Raw genomic sequence first — 14,247 nt, forward strand, 5'->3', positions numbered from 1 at the left:
TCCCGTTGTAAATGGCCAGAGCCTTTTCGACGACTTCTGGATTGTTTACGAAGCGAGGGTTCCGTGTCAGTTGCGGAGCCGCCGAGAGATCCCCCTTAGCCTTTACGATCTGCGATAGCGCCGCGTACTCGTTCCGGTCCATTTCCACAAACCCTGGGCCCTTGGCAGGGTATACGGTCCCGTTCTCGTGGACGCCGTACGTGCGACCATTGATTTCATAGCGCTCACCGTCCGGAAGCCAGGTAGCCTTCCCTTCTGCGATGCCAGCAATATCCTTCTCGACCTCCTGAGAATATCCCGGGAGAATGATTGTGTTCTCTCCTTGATGTTCTTCCCTGCTCGACCTGCGCCACCAATGGTATGCCGGTCGTTTGGCCGCTTGAGTGTTTTCCCGGCCCCAGGGCCCTTTAGATCGCTTGAGGCTTCCCAGCCACTGGCCTTGGGGGTCCCGGAGGCTCCGCCGCCGCTCCCCTCTGCGTTGCGCATCAAGGGGCGCCCGGTCGGGCCAACAGGACCGACCGGCCCCTCGCCGGCCATCGCAAGGCGTGGGCCACCCACATCCAGCCTCATCTTGCCGAAGGCGTTTTTGAAGCCGCCGGCGTCGCCTACAGCCTTCGCTGCGCGGCCCGCACCGCCCAGGGCGCCCCCCAGCAAGACCCCAGTGGCTCCGGCCTCCTTGATCTCATCCAGGTTGATGCCCTTCTGGTCCCCCAGAAGGTTGCGGCCGCCCTGGGCGACGACCACGTCGACGGTGATGGCTTCGATGCCGCCGATGGCGGCGGTGGCCAGGACCGTTCCGGCGATCTCGGTGACGGTGGCAGAAACGGCGATGCCCGCAGTACTCGCTGCGGCGACGATCGCCTCGGTGGCGCCGACTGCCGCGACCTCGGTGATACCGCCAGTGAAGACGGCCAGGGCCGTACCGACGACCAGGACCGCACCGGCGATCTCCAGCTCGTGCTCGATCTTCTTCTTGGCCTCGGCGACCTGGTCGGCGTACTTGTCCAGGGCCTTGGCCATGTCGCGGGCGGCGCTGGCCACATCGTCGAGGTAGCCCTTGCCACCGCCGTGGTACTTGCGCCAGAACTCCCCGAACGCATCGATCGACTTGCCCTTGTTGTTGTCGATGACGTCCTGGGCCTTCTTATGACAGGCGGCCGTGCAGTCCTCGACATCGTCCGCGTACGTACGCCAAGCGCGGGCGGCCTCCCGAAGTTCGTCCTCATCGCCCTCCGGCCACCACATGCCGGTGAGGTCCTGGACGATCTCCTTGGCCTTGTCGGCAGCGCCCATCACTTACCGCCCTCAAAGCCGGACTTGGCTGAGTGGTCAGCGTCTTCGTGGTTGGCGGCCATGTCGTTCATGGCCTTGGTGATGCTGGACAGGCCCTTGACCAGGGCTGCGGCTGCCTTCGCGATCTGCGCCTGGTGCGGGGCGTAGGCGTGCTCGAACTTCTTGCCCTGCTCGTCACCGCCCCACGGCTCCCCCAGCCCGCCGAGCGTGTGACGAAGCTTGGCCGTCGCCCGTTCCAGGGCAACAGACTCGCGGTGGAACGTAGGAGCGGCGGACTTGAGTTGGTCGGTGTCTATGTCAAAGCCGTCGCCAGCCATGCTTTGCCTCCCCCTTGGCCGAGTACTCATAACCCGTCGCGAGCCGCTGACATGCTTCGGCTCACAGATAGCGACCCTCGCATACAGCACTGACAATCGCCCTGGTGGGAGCGCATTTCAGCCACGGTGCAGCACCGCCCGGCTAGTGGGCCGAGGGCAAGGCTGCGCCCCCTACCAGCCGGATTCCTGCAGGGGGCGACTCACCGAGCGCCGACCAGCCTTCCGTTACACGACCGCAGTGGAGCTGCGGTCGTGCAGCGGCGTGTTGGGCAGCTAGCGGCGCGGGCGAGCCTGCTGCTCGGCTGGTGCCGTAGTTGCCACCGCTGGCTGGGCGAAGTCAGGCCCGAGGGGCGGGTGCGGAGCCGCGGTAGTGGAGCGGAGGCGGGCTGCTGCGGCGCGGCGGTGGGGGATGGGGTTGCGTCCGGTGTGCTGGATGCGGGTGATCAGGACGCGGGCGGGTTGGCGAGCAGTGGCCAGTTCGCGTTGGGCGGCTGCTTCCTTGAGGAGTTGGTGGGGTTTGTGGCCTCGGGCTTCGGCGTCGGCGAGGACGGTGGCGAGGGCTGGCCAGCCGGTGTCGGTGAGGATCCGCTCGGCGTGCTCGGGGATGGCGGCTCGCACGTCGCTGGCCAGGGTGCGGCGGGTCTCCTCCTTCGGCTGGCGTTGCGCGAGGTCTGTGAGATCCGGGGTGAGGGCGTGGTCGGCGGCGCTCTGAAGGTGCTGGAGGGCTTGGCGGGCGGCGTCGGCCTGGTGGGCGTGGCCCTTGGCCTCGTGCCAGCGTCCCGCGACGATTGCGGCCCAGACGAGCGCTGCGACCAGGGCGGCGAGGGCGCTGCCGTCGGGGCCGGTGGCGGTGTGGGCGATGTCGCGGGCCGCGTTGCGCAGAGTGTGGGCGGCTCGGTCTTCTGCCCGGATCTGGGAGCGCTGGGCGCGTGCGAACGCCTTCGAGGCGGCTTGGAGTTCAGCGCGCAGGTCGGTGGGTGCTGTCTGGGCGGTGGCTTCGATCAGTTCACCGAGTGCGGTGATGTGTGCCTGGGCTCGTGCGTCGTCGGCAAAGTCGGTGTGGAGAACGTCGAGGGCGTCAGTTGCGCGGTGCCAGGGGGTGCTGGGCTGGGTGCGGCGGGCGGTGGGGTGCTCTTCCGGCTGGCTGGATTCGAGGCGGGCCTTGATCTTGGGAAGGGAGAGGTCAGGAGCGATCTTTCCGCCGGGGTGGAAGATCTGTTCATCGTCCTTGTTGAGATCGCCGGGGCGGCCGACGGCGTAGCCGAGGAGGTCGCCGGACGGTCCCCGCTTGGCCTTGACTCGGATGCCCTCCGCTTCGAGGTAAGCGAGGAGTTCCTCGGCACTCTTCGCGTGGGGGATCGCGGCGCGGATGCGGTCCTGGAGCCACTCCTTGCTGGTCTGCTCCCAGCCGATGCGCTGGGCCTTGTGCATCTCGGCCTGGCTGGGGCGCCGGGTGCCGGTGCGGTCGCCCTTCTTCAGACGGCGCAGACCGTAGTCCTTCTCGATCTCGCGGCATGCGTCCCCGACGCGGATGCCGCTGTCATGGAGTTTGGGGCGTCGGCCGTCTTCGCGGACGGTGGTGGCGAGGATGTGGATGTGGTCGTCGGCGTGACGTACGGCGATCCAACGGCAGGCCAGGTCGTCACCGGCAGGGGCGATGCCGGCCGCGGCGACGATGCGCTGGGCGATCTCGCCCCATTCGGCATCAGAGAGATAGCGGTCTTCGGGTGCGGCACGGACGGGGCAGTGCCAGACGTGGTCGGTGACAGGCTTGCCGAACTCGCTGTTGCGCAGGCGGACGGGCTCGTCGAGGTGGCGGGCGAGTTCGCTGAGGGTGGCCATCTCATCGCGGCCGGGATCGGGCATGCCGAGCATCGCGAAGCCGGCCACGATGTGCGGGTCGAAGTGTTCGTCATGGGATCCCCGGCCGTAGAGGTAGGCAAGCAAGCCACGGGTGTTGGCGCCGGGCGCCTTGATGGCGGCGATCATGCGGCAAGGTCCTCCCGCGGGTCGGCAGGCTGGCGCAGGGCCTCGGCGATCAGTTCCAGCAGGTGGTGGAGTTCGTCGAGGCGCTCGCGGATGTCGGGTGGGGTGAGGTCGCTGTTGAGGGCGCGGGCGATCTGGTTGATGTTGACGCCGATGCGGTTGAGCTGGCGCAGGACCTGGGCACGGAACATGTGCGTGCGGCGGCGATCCTCGGACAGGGGCAGGTTGGCAGTGAACCGGCCGGCGATGAAGGCCAGGACGACATCGGCGGCGAAGCCGGACTCGCCCTTGTAGCCGTGCTCTGCGGCAGCCTCTTGAAGAGGGGCGTGCTCGTCGTCGGTGAACCGCAGCGGGCCGACGCGAACGGTGCGCTTGTTGCCGCCGAAGCGACGGATCGTGGGCTGGGCGTTCTTCACGAAGGGCTCGCCGGTGGCAGCCGCGGCGGCACGGGCGGGACGAAGGATCTCGCGCTGGACTGCGTAGAGCGTGTCCAGGGCGGGGTCGGCCTCGGCCCCGCCCTCCTGGCCCGGCGTCCCCTGGCGCTGGGCCGTCTCCGCCACCCCCGGGGCGGAGATCCCCGAAGGCCGGCCTTGAGTCGGACTCGGGGTACTACTGGCTCCATCTGAGGCCGGGGTGGTGGTTTCCGCGCTGGGGTCGGTGGGGCCTTCGGGGTGCGACTGGTGCATGAGGACTCTCTGGGGCGGTGCGGCGAGTGGGGATTCGGGCTATGAGTGCACGGTGGTTGTGCGCCGGCGCGCTCGTCCGGATTGGGGAAGGGCGCGGTCGCCTTCTGAGTTGGGCGGCGGTGGGGACGGGGACCGGTCCCCACAACTCATTGCGTTTGGGGACCAGCGCTTCTGGCGGTTGGTTTCCGCGTCCCGCGAGGACGCGAAGCGGCGGTGCCGCGACGGTCCCCGTCCCCGGTGCGTGTCTCCGGCTCCTGGTTTCGGGGACCGGGCTCCGGGGCCGCGTGAGCGGTGACCTGCGTCTTTGCTGGGACCGGTCCCCGAATCTGCTGTGTCCGATGGGGACCGGTCCCCGAAGCGTCTGGGGACCGGTCCCAACTTTCGACCGGGACCGGTCCCCGGTTCTTGGCGGGACCGGTCCCCGACGGAGTGTCAGGGGGACCGTCTTCGGCGGGGACCGCGCGCGGGACCGGTCCCCTGGTCAGTCCCCGCTCGGTCCCCTGAGTCGGTGGTGCACGGTCCCGAACCGTCTGGGGCTTCCGGTCCCTTGTGGGGTGGGGACTGGTCCCCGGGACCGTCAGTTTTGGGACCGGCGCCTGCGGTCGGGACCGGTGAGGATGACGCGTTCGGTCATCTCGGCGAGGCGGGAGGCGATGCGGTCGCCGAGGGCGGTGCGGAGGGCGTCGGTGGGGAGGTTGGTGGTGATGAGGGTGGGGCGCATGTGCTCGTATCGGTGGTTGATGAGCCGGTAGGTGAGCTCCTCGGTCCACTCGCTGTTCTTGGCCGCGCCGAGGTCGTCCAGGAGCAGCAGCGGGCAGCGCGCCAGGGTCTGCAGGTCGCGTTCGGCGTCGTGGCCGGAGCGGGGGCGCAGGCGGGCGTACAGGTCGGCGGCGGTGACAGCCTCCCAGCGCAGCCGGACTCCTGCGGAGAGCAGGGTGCGGACGGCGCCGTATGCCTGGTGGGTCTTGCCGGTACCGGTGGGGCCGACGATCAGCAGGGACGGGCCTTCGGCGATGCCCGGTGCGCCGCTGGGGCCGGGGCGCCCGGCGGCGGCGATTGCCTTGGTCCAGGCGGTGACCTGCCGGTGGTCGCCCAGGGCGTGGCGGTATCGGGCGGGGATGCGGGCATCGGCCAGCTCCAGGGCCGTGACCGGCTCGCTCGACGGCTCCTGCGTGCTTGCTGCCTCGGGGTCGATGCCGCGTGCGGTGAGGATGGCGCCGAGCCGCTCGGCGAGCGGGCCGATGCGGTCCGGGGCGTGGGTGAGGGTGGTGGTCACAGGTCACCCCCGTAGGCGGCGGCGACGTCGGTCGGATTCGTCCACGACCGGTGGGCGGTGCCGGATGCGGTCGGGGCGGCGTTCATGGCCTCGTGGACGAGGCTGGGCAAGGTGCTGGGGTGCAGACCCTTGGCGCGGTGACGGTCAAGACCCGCACGTATGTGTGCCGGGTCTATGCCCTCGGCGAGGAGCTTTTTGACTTCGCTGCTGAGGTGTCCGAGCACGCCCGCAGGCGGTCGGTGGCTGCAGGCGGCGGCGTACTCGCCTATGAGGTCCTTCGCCGAGACGGTCTGGGGTGCGGGGGCGTTCGCGCCCCCCAACGGAGTAGATCCTAGATCCTTGTTCCTAGGTCCTAGATCCGGACCGTGAGCACTCGTCGAGGGCTCCGTGAGGTCTCCCTGCGTCGGCGATGAGGGCTCACTGAATCGGTCCTGACCTGCGGATTCGTCGCTCACCGCGTCCTGCGTGACTCCTCCGGGAGCCGGTGCGGAGGGCTCAGTGAGGGGTGCGTGCGTCGGCGGTGAGGGCTCACGCGGAACACCCTGATCGTGGTGGGGGCAGGCAGGGTGGCGTACCCCGCTGGGGCGGTTGACCTTCTGGTGCTGGGCGAAGGTGACGACGTGCAGGTACCGCTTGCCGTTGCCGCCTTGGTAACGGCAGATCAGCTCGGCGGCGTCGAGCTGGGCGAGGTCGTCCTCGACACCCATCGGGCCGTGTCCGGGGCGCAGGGACCACAGCAGGCCGGCGATGACGGCGGGCTGGTCGCGGAACCGGCCGTGGTCGTCTGCCTGGGTGAGCAAGCCGAAGAACGTCCGCTCGGCGGACAGGGAGACCGCCGCGAGGGACTCCGAGTGGAACGCCTCGGGCTTGATGGTGCGGATACGGGCGATGTCGATCGACCACCTTCGTCGCAAATCGGGGGCAGGGAATTCGGCGGTGCCGGGGGCATGGACAAGACAGCCACACCAGGGGCGCAAAAGTCCAGAGTTGGTTCTCAAACTCTGTACTACTTCCGGGCCGGTCGGAAACAGTAGACCCGGATCCCCGGTTGCCGAAATCGGCCCTTCGAAATCTCCGACGGTCGGCGCATCGCTCACAGCAGACGGAAAAGGGTTCCCGTCGCCAGGGAACGCAAGCTACAACACATCCATGCCACCGCGTTCCCTTGAAATCGGCCCCGCAGGAAAGGCCGCCGCCCAAGCCATCGTGCGCGCCCGTACCGCCCGCGGCTACTCCCAGCGTCAGCTCGCCGCCCGTGTAACCGCCCTCGGCCGGCCCATGACCGCCACCGCGCTCTCCCGCATCGAACGCACGGTCCGGCGCTGCGACATCGACGACTTCGTCGCCATCGCCACCGCGCTCGGAGCCTCCCCGTACACCCTCCTCGCCAGATCTTCGAGAGACCGGGGCCATGCGGAGCGGGCGGAAACATAGCCGACGATCGCCGGTTGGCCAAACCGGCGATGCTCCGCATCATTGAATATCCCGGCACCTCGGCGTGCCGTCTTTCAATAATCCGCTCTTTCTGTGCGAGGAAACCCTTTGCCCCGACCCTCATAAGCCCTGCCCGAAACCCCCTCGACAACGAGGAGGCGGGGCGCTGATGAATAGCTCCAGCTGCGCGCGCGACAAAATGACCGTGGGCGAACTCTGCGCCAAGCTTCAGGTCTCCCGGTCGACTTTCTATGACTGGCGCTAAAAGGGCATGGTGCCCCGCTGGGTGAAACTCCGCACGCCATTCTGCGTATCCTCCGCAATCATCTGGAGAAATGGCCCCCGATTGCGAGTGCCGCGCATGACGAACGGCCCTTCAAGGTCTGCCCCCTCCCGTACCTCACAGAGAACCTCCTATGCCTGCCCGATCTTTGCGTGCCCCCACAGCTTCCCTGGACGCCGTACATACGGCCTTCCTGACCGTGAAGGACGCCGCCGAGTACCTCGGCCTCTCACCCCACACCCTCTACGTCTGGCGCCACCGTCGACAGGGACCTCCGAGCTTCCGCATGGGTCCACGAGGCCGCGTCATGTATCGACTCGAAGCCCTCGATGCCTGGGTCCGCGAGCAGGAGCAGGCCGACTCGCGCTCAAACGCGGCTCTCAACCCGCTGAACGCTCCTCGTCAGGAACCGTCCACCCGCCTCACCAGCGCTTGACGCTCCAAGCGCCGTAGAACGCGCTCCATCCTCTACATCAAGGAGTTCCACCTGACCGGCTACATAGAAGACCGGTGGCTCAAGAAGCGCCCCAACCCTACGACCGGCAAGCGTGAACGCACGACCATGTACGGCAAGTGCACCCGCTACCGCGTCAAGGGCATCCCCGGCGTCAAGGACCGTTCCTTCGATGTACTCCAGGACGCCAAGACCTGGCTCGCCCAGGCTCAGACCGACGCACGTCGGGGCGAGTTCGTCGATCCACGCGATGGAGCCATCTCCCTCAAGGACTACATCGCGACCCACTGGTGGCCCACCCAGGGTGGCGACCCGTCCACCCTCGAACGCATTGAGCAACGGGTCCGCCGGCACATCGTCCCGCACCTCGGTGCCCTGCCGCTCAACAGCGTCGGTACGGAAGCGCTGCGGAGTTGGAAGAAGCGACTCGAGAAGGACCTGGGCCCCACCTCCATCCGTCTCGTCTGGGCCACACTGTCTGGTGTTCTCCAGGCTGCCGTCGAAGATCGACGCCTCGCACGCAACCCGTGCCGTGCGAGCACAGTTCGCCCTCCGGCGGCTGCACCGGGCCGGGTCGAGGCATGGCTGCCCGCGCGCGTGCTGGCCGTACGCGCAGCTATCCCGGACCGCTACCGCGTGCTCGTCGAGATTGGTGCTGGACTCGGCCTGCGACAGGGAGAGGCGTTCGGCCTGTCGATGGAGGACATCGACTTCGACGCGGAGATCGTCCATGTCCGGCGCCAGGTCAAGATGGTGCGGACGAAGCTCTGCTTCGCGCTTCCCAAGGGGCGCAAGGTACGCGACGTACCACTGCCCTCAAGCGTGGCCAAGGCACTGTGGCAGCATGTGGAGTTCCTCGCACCCGTGCCGGTCACCATGCCGTGGGACGATCCGCGCCCGCCGCAGACCCCGGTAGAAGCCAAGCACCGTCGGCCCAGGACGTACAACCTCCTGGTAACGGGCCGCGAGCACAAGGCGATCAATCGGAACTACTTCAACTCCTACGTGTGGAAGCCCGCTCTGGCCGAGGCCGGCGTGATCGCCGCGCTGGAGGAGAGCGCACCGGACGGATCCCGAGCCTGGGAGCCCTCCCGGGAGCACGGCTATCATGCTCTGCGTCACTTTTACGCCTCCGAGCAGTTGGAGGCCGGCGAGTCGGTCGTCTCCCTGGCCAGGTGGCTCGGCCACTCTGACCCCGGCTTCACGCTCCGGAAGTACGCGCACTTCCTGCCCCGCGCCGGTGCACGCGGTGCCGCCGCCATCGACGCGGTCTTCGCGTAGCCGCAAGCCGACCGGCAGACGCTCGGTCCTGGCGCAAAGTCCCAGAGAAGTCCCAGACATGCCGCCGCACCCCCTCCTGGCCCGTATTCACGCAGGTCAGAAAGGGTGCGGCGGCATTCGCTCATCAAATGTCCCGGAAGATCTCGATCTGCGCCCCGAGCGAGTTGAGGCGCTCCGCCAGGTCCTCGTAACCCCGGTTGATGACATAGACGTTGCGCAGGACGGAGGTGCCCTCGGCGGCCATCATGGCCAGGAGGACGACGACGGCCGGGCGCAGGGCCGGGGGGCACATCATTTCCGAGGAGCGCCAGCGGGTCGGGCCGTCGACCAGGACGCGGTGCGGGTCGAGCAGCTTGACCTGGGCGCCGAGGCGGTTGAGGTCCGTGAGGTAGATGGCGCGGTTGTCGTAGACCCAGTCGTGGATGAGGGTCTGCCCCTGGGCGCTGGCCGCGATGGCCGCGAAGAAGGGGACGTTGTCGATGTTGAGGCCCGGGAAGGGCATCGGGTGGATCTTGTCCAGTGGCGCCTGGAGCTTGGAGGGGCGGACGGTCAGATCGATCAGCCGGGTACGGCCGTTGTCGGCCGCGTACTCCGCGCTGCGCTCGTGGTCCAGGCCCATCTCCTCCAGGACGGCCAGTTCGATCTCCAGGAACTCGACCGGGACCCGGCGGATCGTCAGCTCGGACTCGGTGACAACTGCCGCCGCCAGCAGGCTCATTGCCTCGACCGGGTCCTCGGACGGTGCGAAGTCCACATCGCGTTCGATGTGCGCGGCGCCGTGGACGGTGAGCGTGGTGGTGCCGATGCCGTCGACCCGGACGCCCAGCTCCTCCAGGAAGAAGCAGAGGTCCTGGACCATGTAGTTGGACGAGGCGTTGCGGATGACGGTGACGCCGTCGTGCCGGGCGGCGGCCAGCAGTGCGTTCTCCGTGACGGTGTCGCCGCGTTCGGTCAGCACGATCGCGCGCTTGGGGGCGACGCTGCGGTCCACCTCGGCGATGTAGGTGCCGTCGGTGGCGGTGATCTCCAGGCCGAAGTGGCGCAGCGCCGTCATGTGCGGGGTCACGGTCCGGGTGCCGAGATCGCAACCGCCCGCGTACGGCAGCTTGAAGTGGTCCATCCGGTGCAGCAGCGGACCGAGGAACATGATGACGCTGCGGGTGCGGCGGGCCGCCTCGGTGTCCATCGAGTCGAGGTCGAGCTCCGCGGGCGGGACGATCTCCAGGTCGTTGCCGTCGTTGATCCACCGGGTCCGCACGCCGATACTGCCCAGCACTTCGAGGATGCGGTAGACCTCCTCAATACGGGCCACCCGGCGCAGAGTTGTGCGGCCCGCGTTGAGGAGCGTGGCGCACAGCAGCGCCACACAGGCGTTCTTGCTCGTCTTCACGTCGATGCTGCCGGACAGCCGGCGGCCGCCGACCACCCGCAGATGCATGGGACCGGCGTAACCGAGCGAGACGATTTCACTGTCGAGTGCTTCGCCGATACGGGCGATCATCTCAAGGCTGATGTTCTGATTCCCGCGTTCGATGCGGTTGACCGCACTCTGGCTGGTGCCGAGAGCCTCGGCGAGCTGCGTCTGTGTCCAGCCACGATGCTGCCGGGCGTCACGGATGAGCCTGCCGATGCGTACGAGGTAGTCGTCTGCCATGGAGTGACCGTATCTCAGATATGAGATGGATGCGGCATTGCGACATGCCGAATTGTTCTACTACTATGCGAACAAATGAGAGGTGGTCATGAAGAGTGCGTTGCGTTCCACCCGGCCCTCGACCGGCCCTCTGCGGGTCCGGATCGCCATCCTGCCGTTCGTTGTCGTGATCATGGCGCTCGGCGCCCTCTATGCGGGGTTGGCCGGCCGGCTCCCCGATCCGCTTGCCACGCACTTCGACGGCGGCCGTGCCGACGGCTTCTCCTCGGCGCACGGCTATCTGGCCGGATGCCTCGCCGTGCTCCTCGTCCTCGGCGTCGGGTCCGGCCTGTTGGTGCAGCTGCGGGTGCACACCCCCGAGGTGCCGTGGCTGATCGCCACGTCCTACGCCACCGCCGCCGGGCTCGGTTACGTCATGTGCCTGATGCTGCTCGCCAACGTCGATGTCACCGACGCCTCGGCCGTCCGGCAACCGCAGTGGCAGACCGCGGTGTCCCTCGGTGTGACGCTGCTCGCCGGTGCGCTGGGACGGCTGCTCGCCGGTGCGGCACCCCCGCCGCCCCGGCGGGCACGCGGCGCGACACCCCGGCTCGACCTCCCGGCGGGCGCGACGGCCGGCTGGTCACGCACCATCAGCTCGCCCCCGCTGGTCGTGCTGGGTGTGGTGGTGCTCGGCGCCGGGCTCCTCGTGGGCATCCTCGCCGGCTGGCTCAGCAGCGCCGGACTGCTGCTCGGGGGTGCCGCGGTTCTGCCCCTGGCCTCCGTACGGGTCACCGTGGACCGGCACGGGCTGAGCCTGTCGCCCGCCTTCCTGCCCTATCGTTGCCGCTTCCGGCGGGTCCCTCTCGACCGCATCGCGGAGGCCGGCAGCCGCCGGGTCGCCTGCTTCGCCGAGTTCGGCGGCTGGGGCTACCGCATCCGGGCCGGCGGCAGCGGCCTCGTACTGCGCTCGGGTGAGGGCATCGTGCTCCGGCTGACCAATGGCAAGGAGTTCGTGGTGACGGTCGATGATGCCGCGACCGCCGTCGCGCTGCTCAATACGTACACGGACCGCGCACGGGCGCGGCAAGGAGGCTGAGGTGCTCTTCCGGGTGGACCCGGGCTCGTCCGTCCCGCTCGGCGACCAGATCGCGGCCTCGGTCCGCGGCGCCATCGCCGACGGCACGGTGGACTCCGGGGAGCGGCTGCCGGCCGCCCGGGCGCTCGCCGCCTCGCTCGGCGTGAACGTCCACACCGTGCTGCGCGGCTATCAGCGCCTCAAGGAGGAGGGGCTGATCGAACTCCGGCGCGGCCGCGGTGCGGTGGTCACCGGCGCCGCGTCCCCCGCCCGCGCCCGTCTCGGCGAGACCGCCCAGCGACTGATCGCCGACGCCCGCAACCTGGGCCTCTCCGACGAGGAGATCGTGACGGTGGTGCGTACGGGACTGACGGGGCGATGAGGCAGAGGGGTGCCCACCCGGGGCGGTGAGGCGGGGAGGGGGGCGGGCCGGGGGCGTCGGACAGGTGCCCTCACCCCCATGTGCCGCGTGAGCACGCGCCCCTCCCGTACCGGACCCGGCCGCCCTTGCCCTGAGGCGCGTGGTCAGTCGTCGAGGATCGTCAGATCCAGCCGGCTCAGCCGTGCGAGGTCGGCGAGGATGTTGATCTCGACGATCTTCCCGTGCGCGAGGGTGAAGCCCATGACGGAGAACGGCCGCCCGCCCCGCGCCGTGACGAGTCCCGGCGCGCCGTTGACCAGCGCCGGCCGGGCGAAAGCGGCGAACCGGGAGAAGGTGAGCGCCTCCTCGACCACCGCGCGCGCCCCGCGGACCAGCTTCGATACGCCTTCGGGCGCGTCGCCGGCGTCGGCACGCAGCACGACGTCCGGGTCGAGGACCGCGAGCAGCCCCTCGAAGTCGCCACCGCGCGAGGCGGCGAGGAAGGCGTCGACCACTTCCCGCTGACGGGCGAGATCGGTATCGGGGGCCGGGGCGGCGCCCTGGACGCGGCGCCGGGCGCGGCTGGCGAGCTGCCGGGCGGCGGCCGGGGTGCGGTCGACGAGGGGCGCGATCTCGTCGAACGGCATCGCGAACATGTCGTGCAGCACGAAGGCCAGCCGCTCGACGGGAGCGAGGGTCTCCAGCACGACGAGCAGCGCGAGCCCGACCGAGTCGGCCAGCAGCGCCTCCTGCTCCGGGTCGACGGTGTCCAGGCGGCCCACGACCGGCTCGGGGACATGGAAGTCGAGCGGATCCTCCCGCCGCGCCTTGCGCCTCCGCAGCTGGTCCAGGCACACCCGCCCGACGATGGTCGTCAGCCAGCCGCCCAGGTTCTCCACACCGTTCACCCCGGAGCGGCTCAGCCGCAGCCATGCCTCCTGGACGGCGTCGTCGGCCTCGCTCACCGAGCCGAGCATGCGGTAGGCCACGGCCCGCAGATGGCTCCGGTTCTCCTCGAACCGCTCCGCCAGCCACTCGTGGTCGTTCATGGGTCTCATTCCTCCCCCGTCGAGGTCCGTCACAGCAATGACGGATGCCATGAGCCGGATGTGACGAGGGGGAGCCGAGGGGGGTGCGGGGCCCGCCCACGGTCTCGGCCGCCGATGTCCTGCCGGCGCGCCCGCTGCCGTGATCACGCGCCCGCTGCCGTCATCAGCAGGGCACGTCGACGTCGCGCGTTCGTACTCCTGCCTACTCCTGCTCGTCCTCCTGCTCGTCCAGCATGAAGGACCCGTACTCGGGCTTCCCCGCCCGTTCGTAGGCGCAGTACTGCACGCCCACGCTGGTGGTGCGGGATTCCGTGAGCTTCCAGGCGGCAGGGGCGGCGCCCTCGGCGAAGAGCCGCTTGCCGGTACCGATGATCACGGGATTGACGAGCAGCCGGTACTCGTCGACGAGGTCGTGCCGCTGAAGGGTGCGGATGAGGTCGCCGCTGCCCTGCGTCATGATCACGCCGTCGAGCTGCTCCTTGAGCTGTGCGACGGCCTCCGCGGCCTCGCCCTTCAGCAGATGGGAGTTGTGCCACTCCAGGCTGGTCCGGGTGCGCGAGGCGACGTACTTGGGCATGGCATTGAGCTTCACGGCGATCGGATCGTTCTCGTCGGTGACGCGGGGCCAGTGGGCGGCGAAGATGTCGTAGGTCTTCCGGCCGAGCAGGAGATGGTCGGCGGTCCGCTCGAAGACTCCCGTCATGAGGTCCATGAAGTCGTCGTCGACGTAGGGGACCTGCCAGCCGCCGTGTTCGAAGCCTGCGTCGACGTCCTCGCCCGGACCGCCGGGGGCCTGCATGACGCCGTCCAGGGTGACGAACGCGGTGACGATCAGTTTGCTCATGGTGCTGCCTTTCGGGTGCGGAAGCTGTCTGCACCCGGATGGACTCCCGGGCGGGCGGAAACTCATCGCCCGACGCGCGGACGGCCGGGGCCGGGGACATTCCGTGACCAGTGTCCCGCCACGCGGCCTTGACCGCTTCCGAGCGAAGGCCGCCGATCGCACCGGCAGACGATGCTGACCAGCAGCGGAACCGGGCAAGGGCCAGTGGGGCCGGTCACCATCGGTGAGACGGGACAGGTCGGGGCATGACCAGGTCGCAACGATGTACTAGA

At 69.0% G+C, this 14,247-nt stretch carries 14 protein-coding genes; 5 read left to right on the top strand and 9 right to left on the bottom strand.

Translation table 11 applies throughout. The features are described 5' to 3' along the window. Positions 1-102: 102 nt before the first annotated feature. The 6 genes from M8I34_RS03795 to M8I34_RS03820 all read right to left on the bottom strand — a co-directional run bounded on the left by M8I34_RS03795 (position 103) and on the right by M8I34_RS03820 (position 6,448). On the bottom strand, positions 103-1,293 hold the full coding sequence (locus M8I34_RS03795) for a WXG100 family type VII secretion target (protein ID WP_250047869.1): 1,191 nt from the start codon (positions 1,291-1,293) through the stop codon (positions 103-105). Beyond that, positions 1,293-1,610, bottom strand: a complete 318-nt coding sequence (locus M8I34_RS03800) for a WXG100 family type VII secretion target (protein WP_250047870.1) — start codon at positions 1,608-1,610, stop codon at positions 1,293-1,295. Before M8I34_RS03800 ends, M8I34_RS03795 begins: the two co-directional genes overlap by 1 nt. Positions 1,611-1,883: 273 nt before the next feature. After that, entirely contained in the window at positions 1,884-3,599 is a 1,716-nt protein-coding gene (locus M8I34_RS03805; RefSeq protein WP_250047871.1) for a relaxase/mobilization nuclease domain-containing protein, read from the bottom strand. Then, positions 3,596-4,156: a MobC family plasmid mobilization relaxosome protein gene (locus M8I34_RS03810; RefSeq protein ID WP_250047872.1), complete on the bottom strand. Its 561-nt coding sequence runs from the start codon at positions 4,154-4,156 to the stop codon at positions 3,596-3,598. The genes M8I34_RS03805 and M8I34_RS03810 overlap by 4 nt, the downstream gene beginning before the upstream one ends. Positions 4,157-4,859: 703 nt before the next feature. Continuing rightward, positions 4,860-5,558, bottom strand: a complete 699-nt coding sequence (locus tag M8I34_RS03815) for an ATP-binding protein (protein WP_250047873.1) — start codon at positions 5,556-5,558, stop codon at positions 4,860-4,862. Further along, entirely contained in the window at positions 5,555-6,448 is an 894-nt protein-coding gene (locus tag M8I34_RS03820) for a hypothetical protein (RefSeq protein ID WP_250047974.1), read from the bottom strand. Before M8I34_RS03820 ends, M8I34_RS03815 begins: the two co-directional genes overlap by 4 nt. 259 nt (positions 6,449-6,707) lie before the next feature. Between M8I34_RS03820 and M8I34_RS03825 the strand changes: the two genes are divergently transcribed. The 3 genes from M8I34_RS03825 to M8I34_RS03835 all read left to right on the top strand — a co-directional run bounded on the left by M8I34_RS03825 (position 6,708) and on the right by M8I34_RS03835 (position 9,010). Then, positions 6,708-6,992: a helix-turn-helix domain-containing protein gene (locus M8I34_RS03825; RefSeq protein WP_250047874.1), complete on the top strand. Its 285-nt coding sequence runs from the start codon at positions 6,708-6,710 to the stop codon at positions 6,990-6,992. 416 nt (positions 6,993-7,408) lie between these two features. Beyond that, positions 7,409-7,711 (top strand): AlpA family transcriptional regulator, encoded by a 303-nt coding sequence (locus M8I34_RS03830; RefSeq protein WP_250047875.1) that lies wholly within the window; start codon positions 7,409-7,411, stop codon positions 7,709-7,711. A gap of 126 nt (positions 7,712-7,837) precedes the next feature. Then, positions 7,838-9,010, top strand: a complete 1,173-nt coding sequence (locus M8I34_RS03835) for a site-specific integrase (protein ID WP_250047876.1) — start codon at positions 7,838-7,840, stop codon at positions 9,008-9,010. A gap of 124 nt (positions 9,011-9,134) precedes the next feature. Here the strand turns inward: M8I34_RS03835 and M8I34_RS03840 are convergent, their stop codons facing one another. Continuing rightward, entirely contained in the window at positions 9,135-10,664 is a 1,530-nt protein-coding gene (locus tag M8I34_RS03840) for a UDP-N-acetylglucosamine 1-carboxyvinyltransferase (protein WP_244418197.1), read from the bottom strand. A gap of 88 nt (positions 10,665-10,752) precedes the next feature. Between M8I34_RS03840 and M8I34_RS03845 the strand changes: the two genes are divergently transcribed. Continuing rightward, positions 10,753-11,742 (top strand): DUF1648 domain-containing protein, encoded by a 990-nt coding sequence (locus M8I34_RS03845; protein ID WP_250047877.1) that lies wholly within the window; start codon positions 10,753-10,755, stop codon positions 11,740-11,742. Position 11,743: 1 nt separating this feature from the next. Beyond that, the gene (locus tag M8I34_RS03850) at positions 11,744-12,103 is read left to right on the top strand and encodes a GntR family transcriptional regulator (protein WP_250047878.1); all 360 of its coding nucleotides are present in this window, start codon (positions 11,744-11,746) and stop codon (positions 12,101-12,103) included. A gap of 143 nt (positions 12,104-12,246) precedes the next feature. Here M8I34_RS03850 and M8I34_RS03855 read toward each other — a convergent pair whose 3' ends face one another. Next, positions 12,247-13,131 carry a sigma-70 family RNA polymerase sigma factor gene (locus tag M8I34_RS03855; RefSeq protein ID WP_250047879.1) on the bottom strand — a complete coding sequence of 295 codons (885 nt, stop codon included), beginning with the start codon at positions 13,129-13,131 and terminating at the stop codon, positions 12,247-12,249. 202 nt (positions 13,132-13,333) lie between these two features. Continuing rightward, positions 13,334-13,975, bottom strand: a complete 642-nt coding sequence (locus M8I34_RS03860) for a dihydrofolate reductase family protein (RefSeq protein WP_250047880.1) — start codon at positions 13,973-13,975, stop codon at positions 13,334-13,336. Between the last annotated feature and the right edge of the window lie 272 nt (positions 13,976-14,247).

The organism is Streptomyces sp. MCA2, assembly GCF_023544705.1.
Taxonomy (GTDB): domain Bacteria; phylum Actinomycetota; class Actinomycetes; order Streptomycetales; family Streptomycetaceae; genus Streptomyces; species Streptomyces decoyicus.

Coding starts and splice junctions, on each gene's coding strand:
- M8I34_RS03795 (WP_250047869.1), bottom strand. CDS start 1,293: ATGGGCGCTGCCGACAAGGCCAAGGAGATCGTCCAGGACCTCACCGGC.
- M8I34_RS03800 (WP_250047870.1), bottom strand. CDS start 1,610: ATGGCTGGCGACGGCTTTGACATAGACACCGACCAACTCAAGTCCGCC.
- M8I34_RS03805 (WP_250047871.1), bottom strand. CDS start 3,599: ATGATCGCCGCCATCAAGGCGCCCGGCGCCAACACCCGTGGCTTGCTT.
- M8I34_RS03825 (WP_250047874.1), top strand. CDS start 6,708: ATGCCACCGCGTTCCCTTGAAATCGGCCCCGCAGGAAAGGCCGCCGCC.
- M8I34_RS03830 (WP_250047875.1), top strand. CDS start 7,409: ATGCCTGCCCGATCTTTGCGTGCCCCCACAGCTTCCCTGGACGCCGTA.
- M8I34_RS03835 (WP_250047876.1), top strand. CDS start 7,838: ATGTACGGCAAGTGCACCCGCTACCGCGTCAAGGGCATCCCCGGCGTC.
- M8I34_RS03840 (WP_244418197.1), bottom strand. CDS start 10,664: ATGGCAGACGACTACCTCGTACGCATCGGCAGGCTCATCCGTGACGCC.
- M8I34_RS03845 (WP_250047877.1), top strand. CDS start 10,753: ATGAAGAGTGCGTTGCGTTCCACCCGGCCCTCGACCGGCCCTCTGCGG.
- M8I34_RS03855 (WP_250047879.1), bottom strand. CDS start 13,131: ATGAACGACCACGAGTGGCTGGCGGAGCGGTTCGAGGAGAACCGGAGC.
- M8I34_RS03860 (WP_250047880.1), bottom strand. CDS start 13,975: ATGAGCAAACTGATCGTCACCGCGTTCGTCACCCTGGACGGCGTCATG.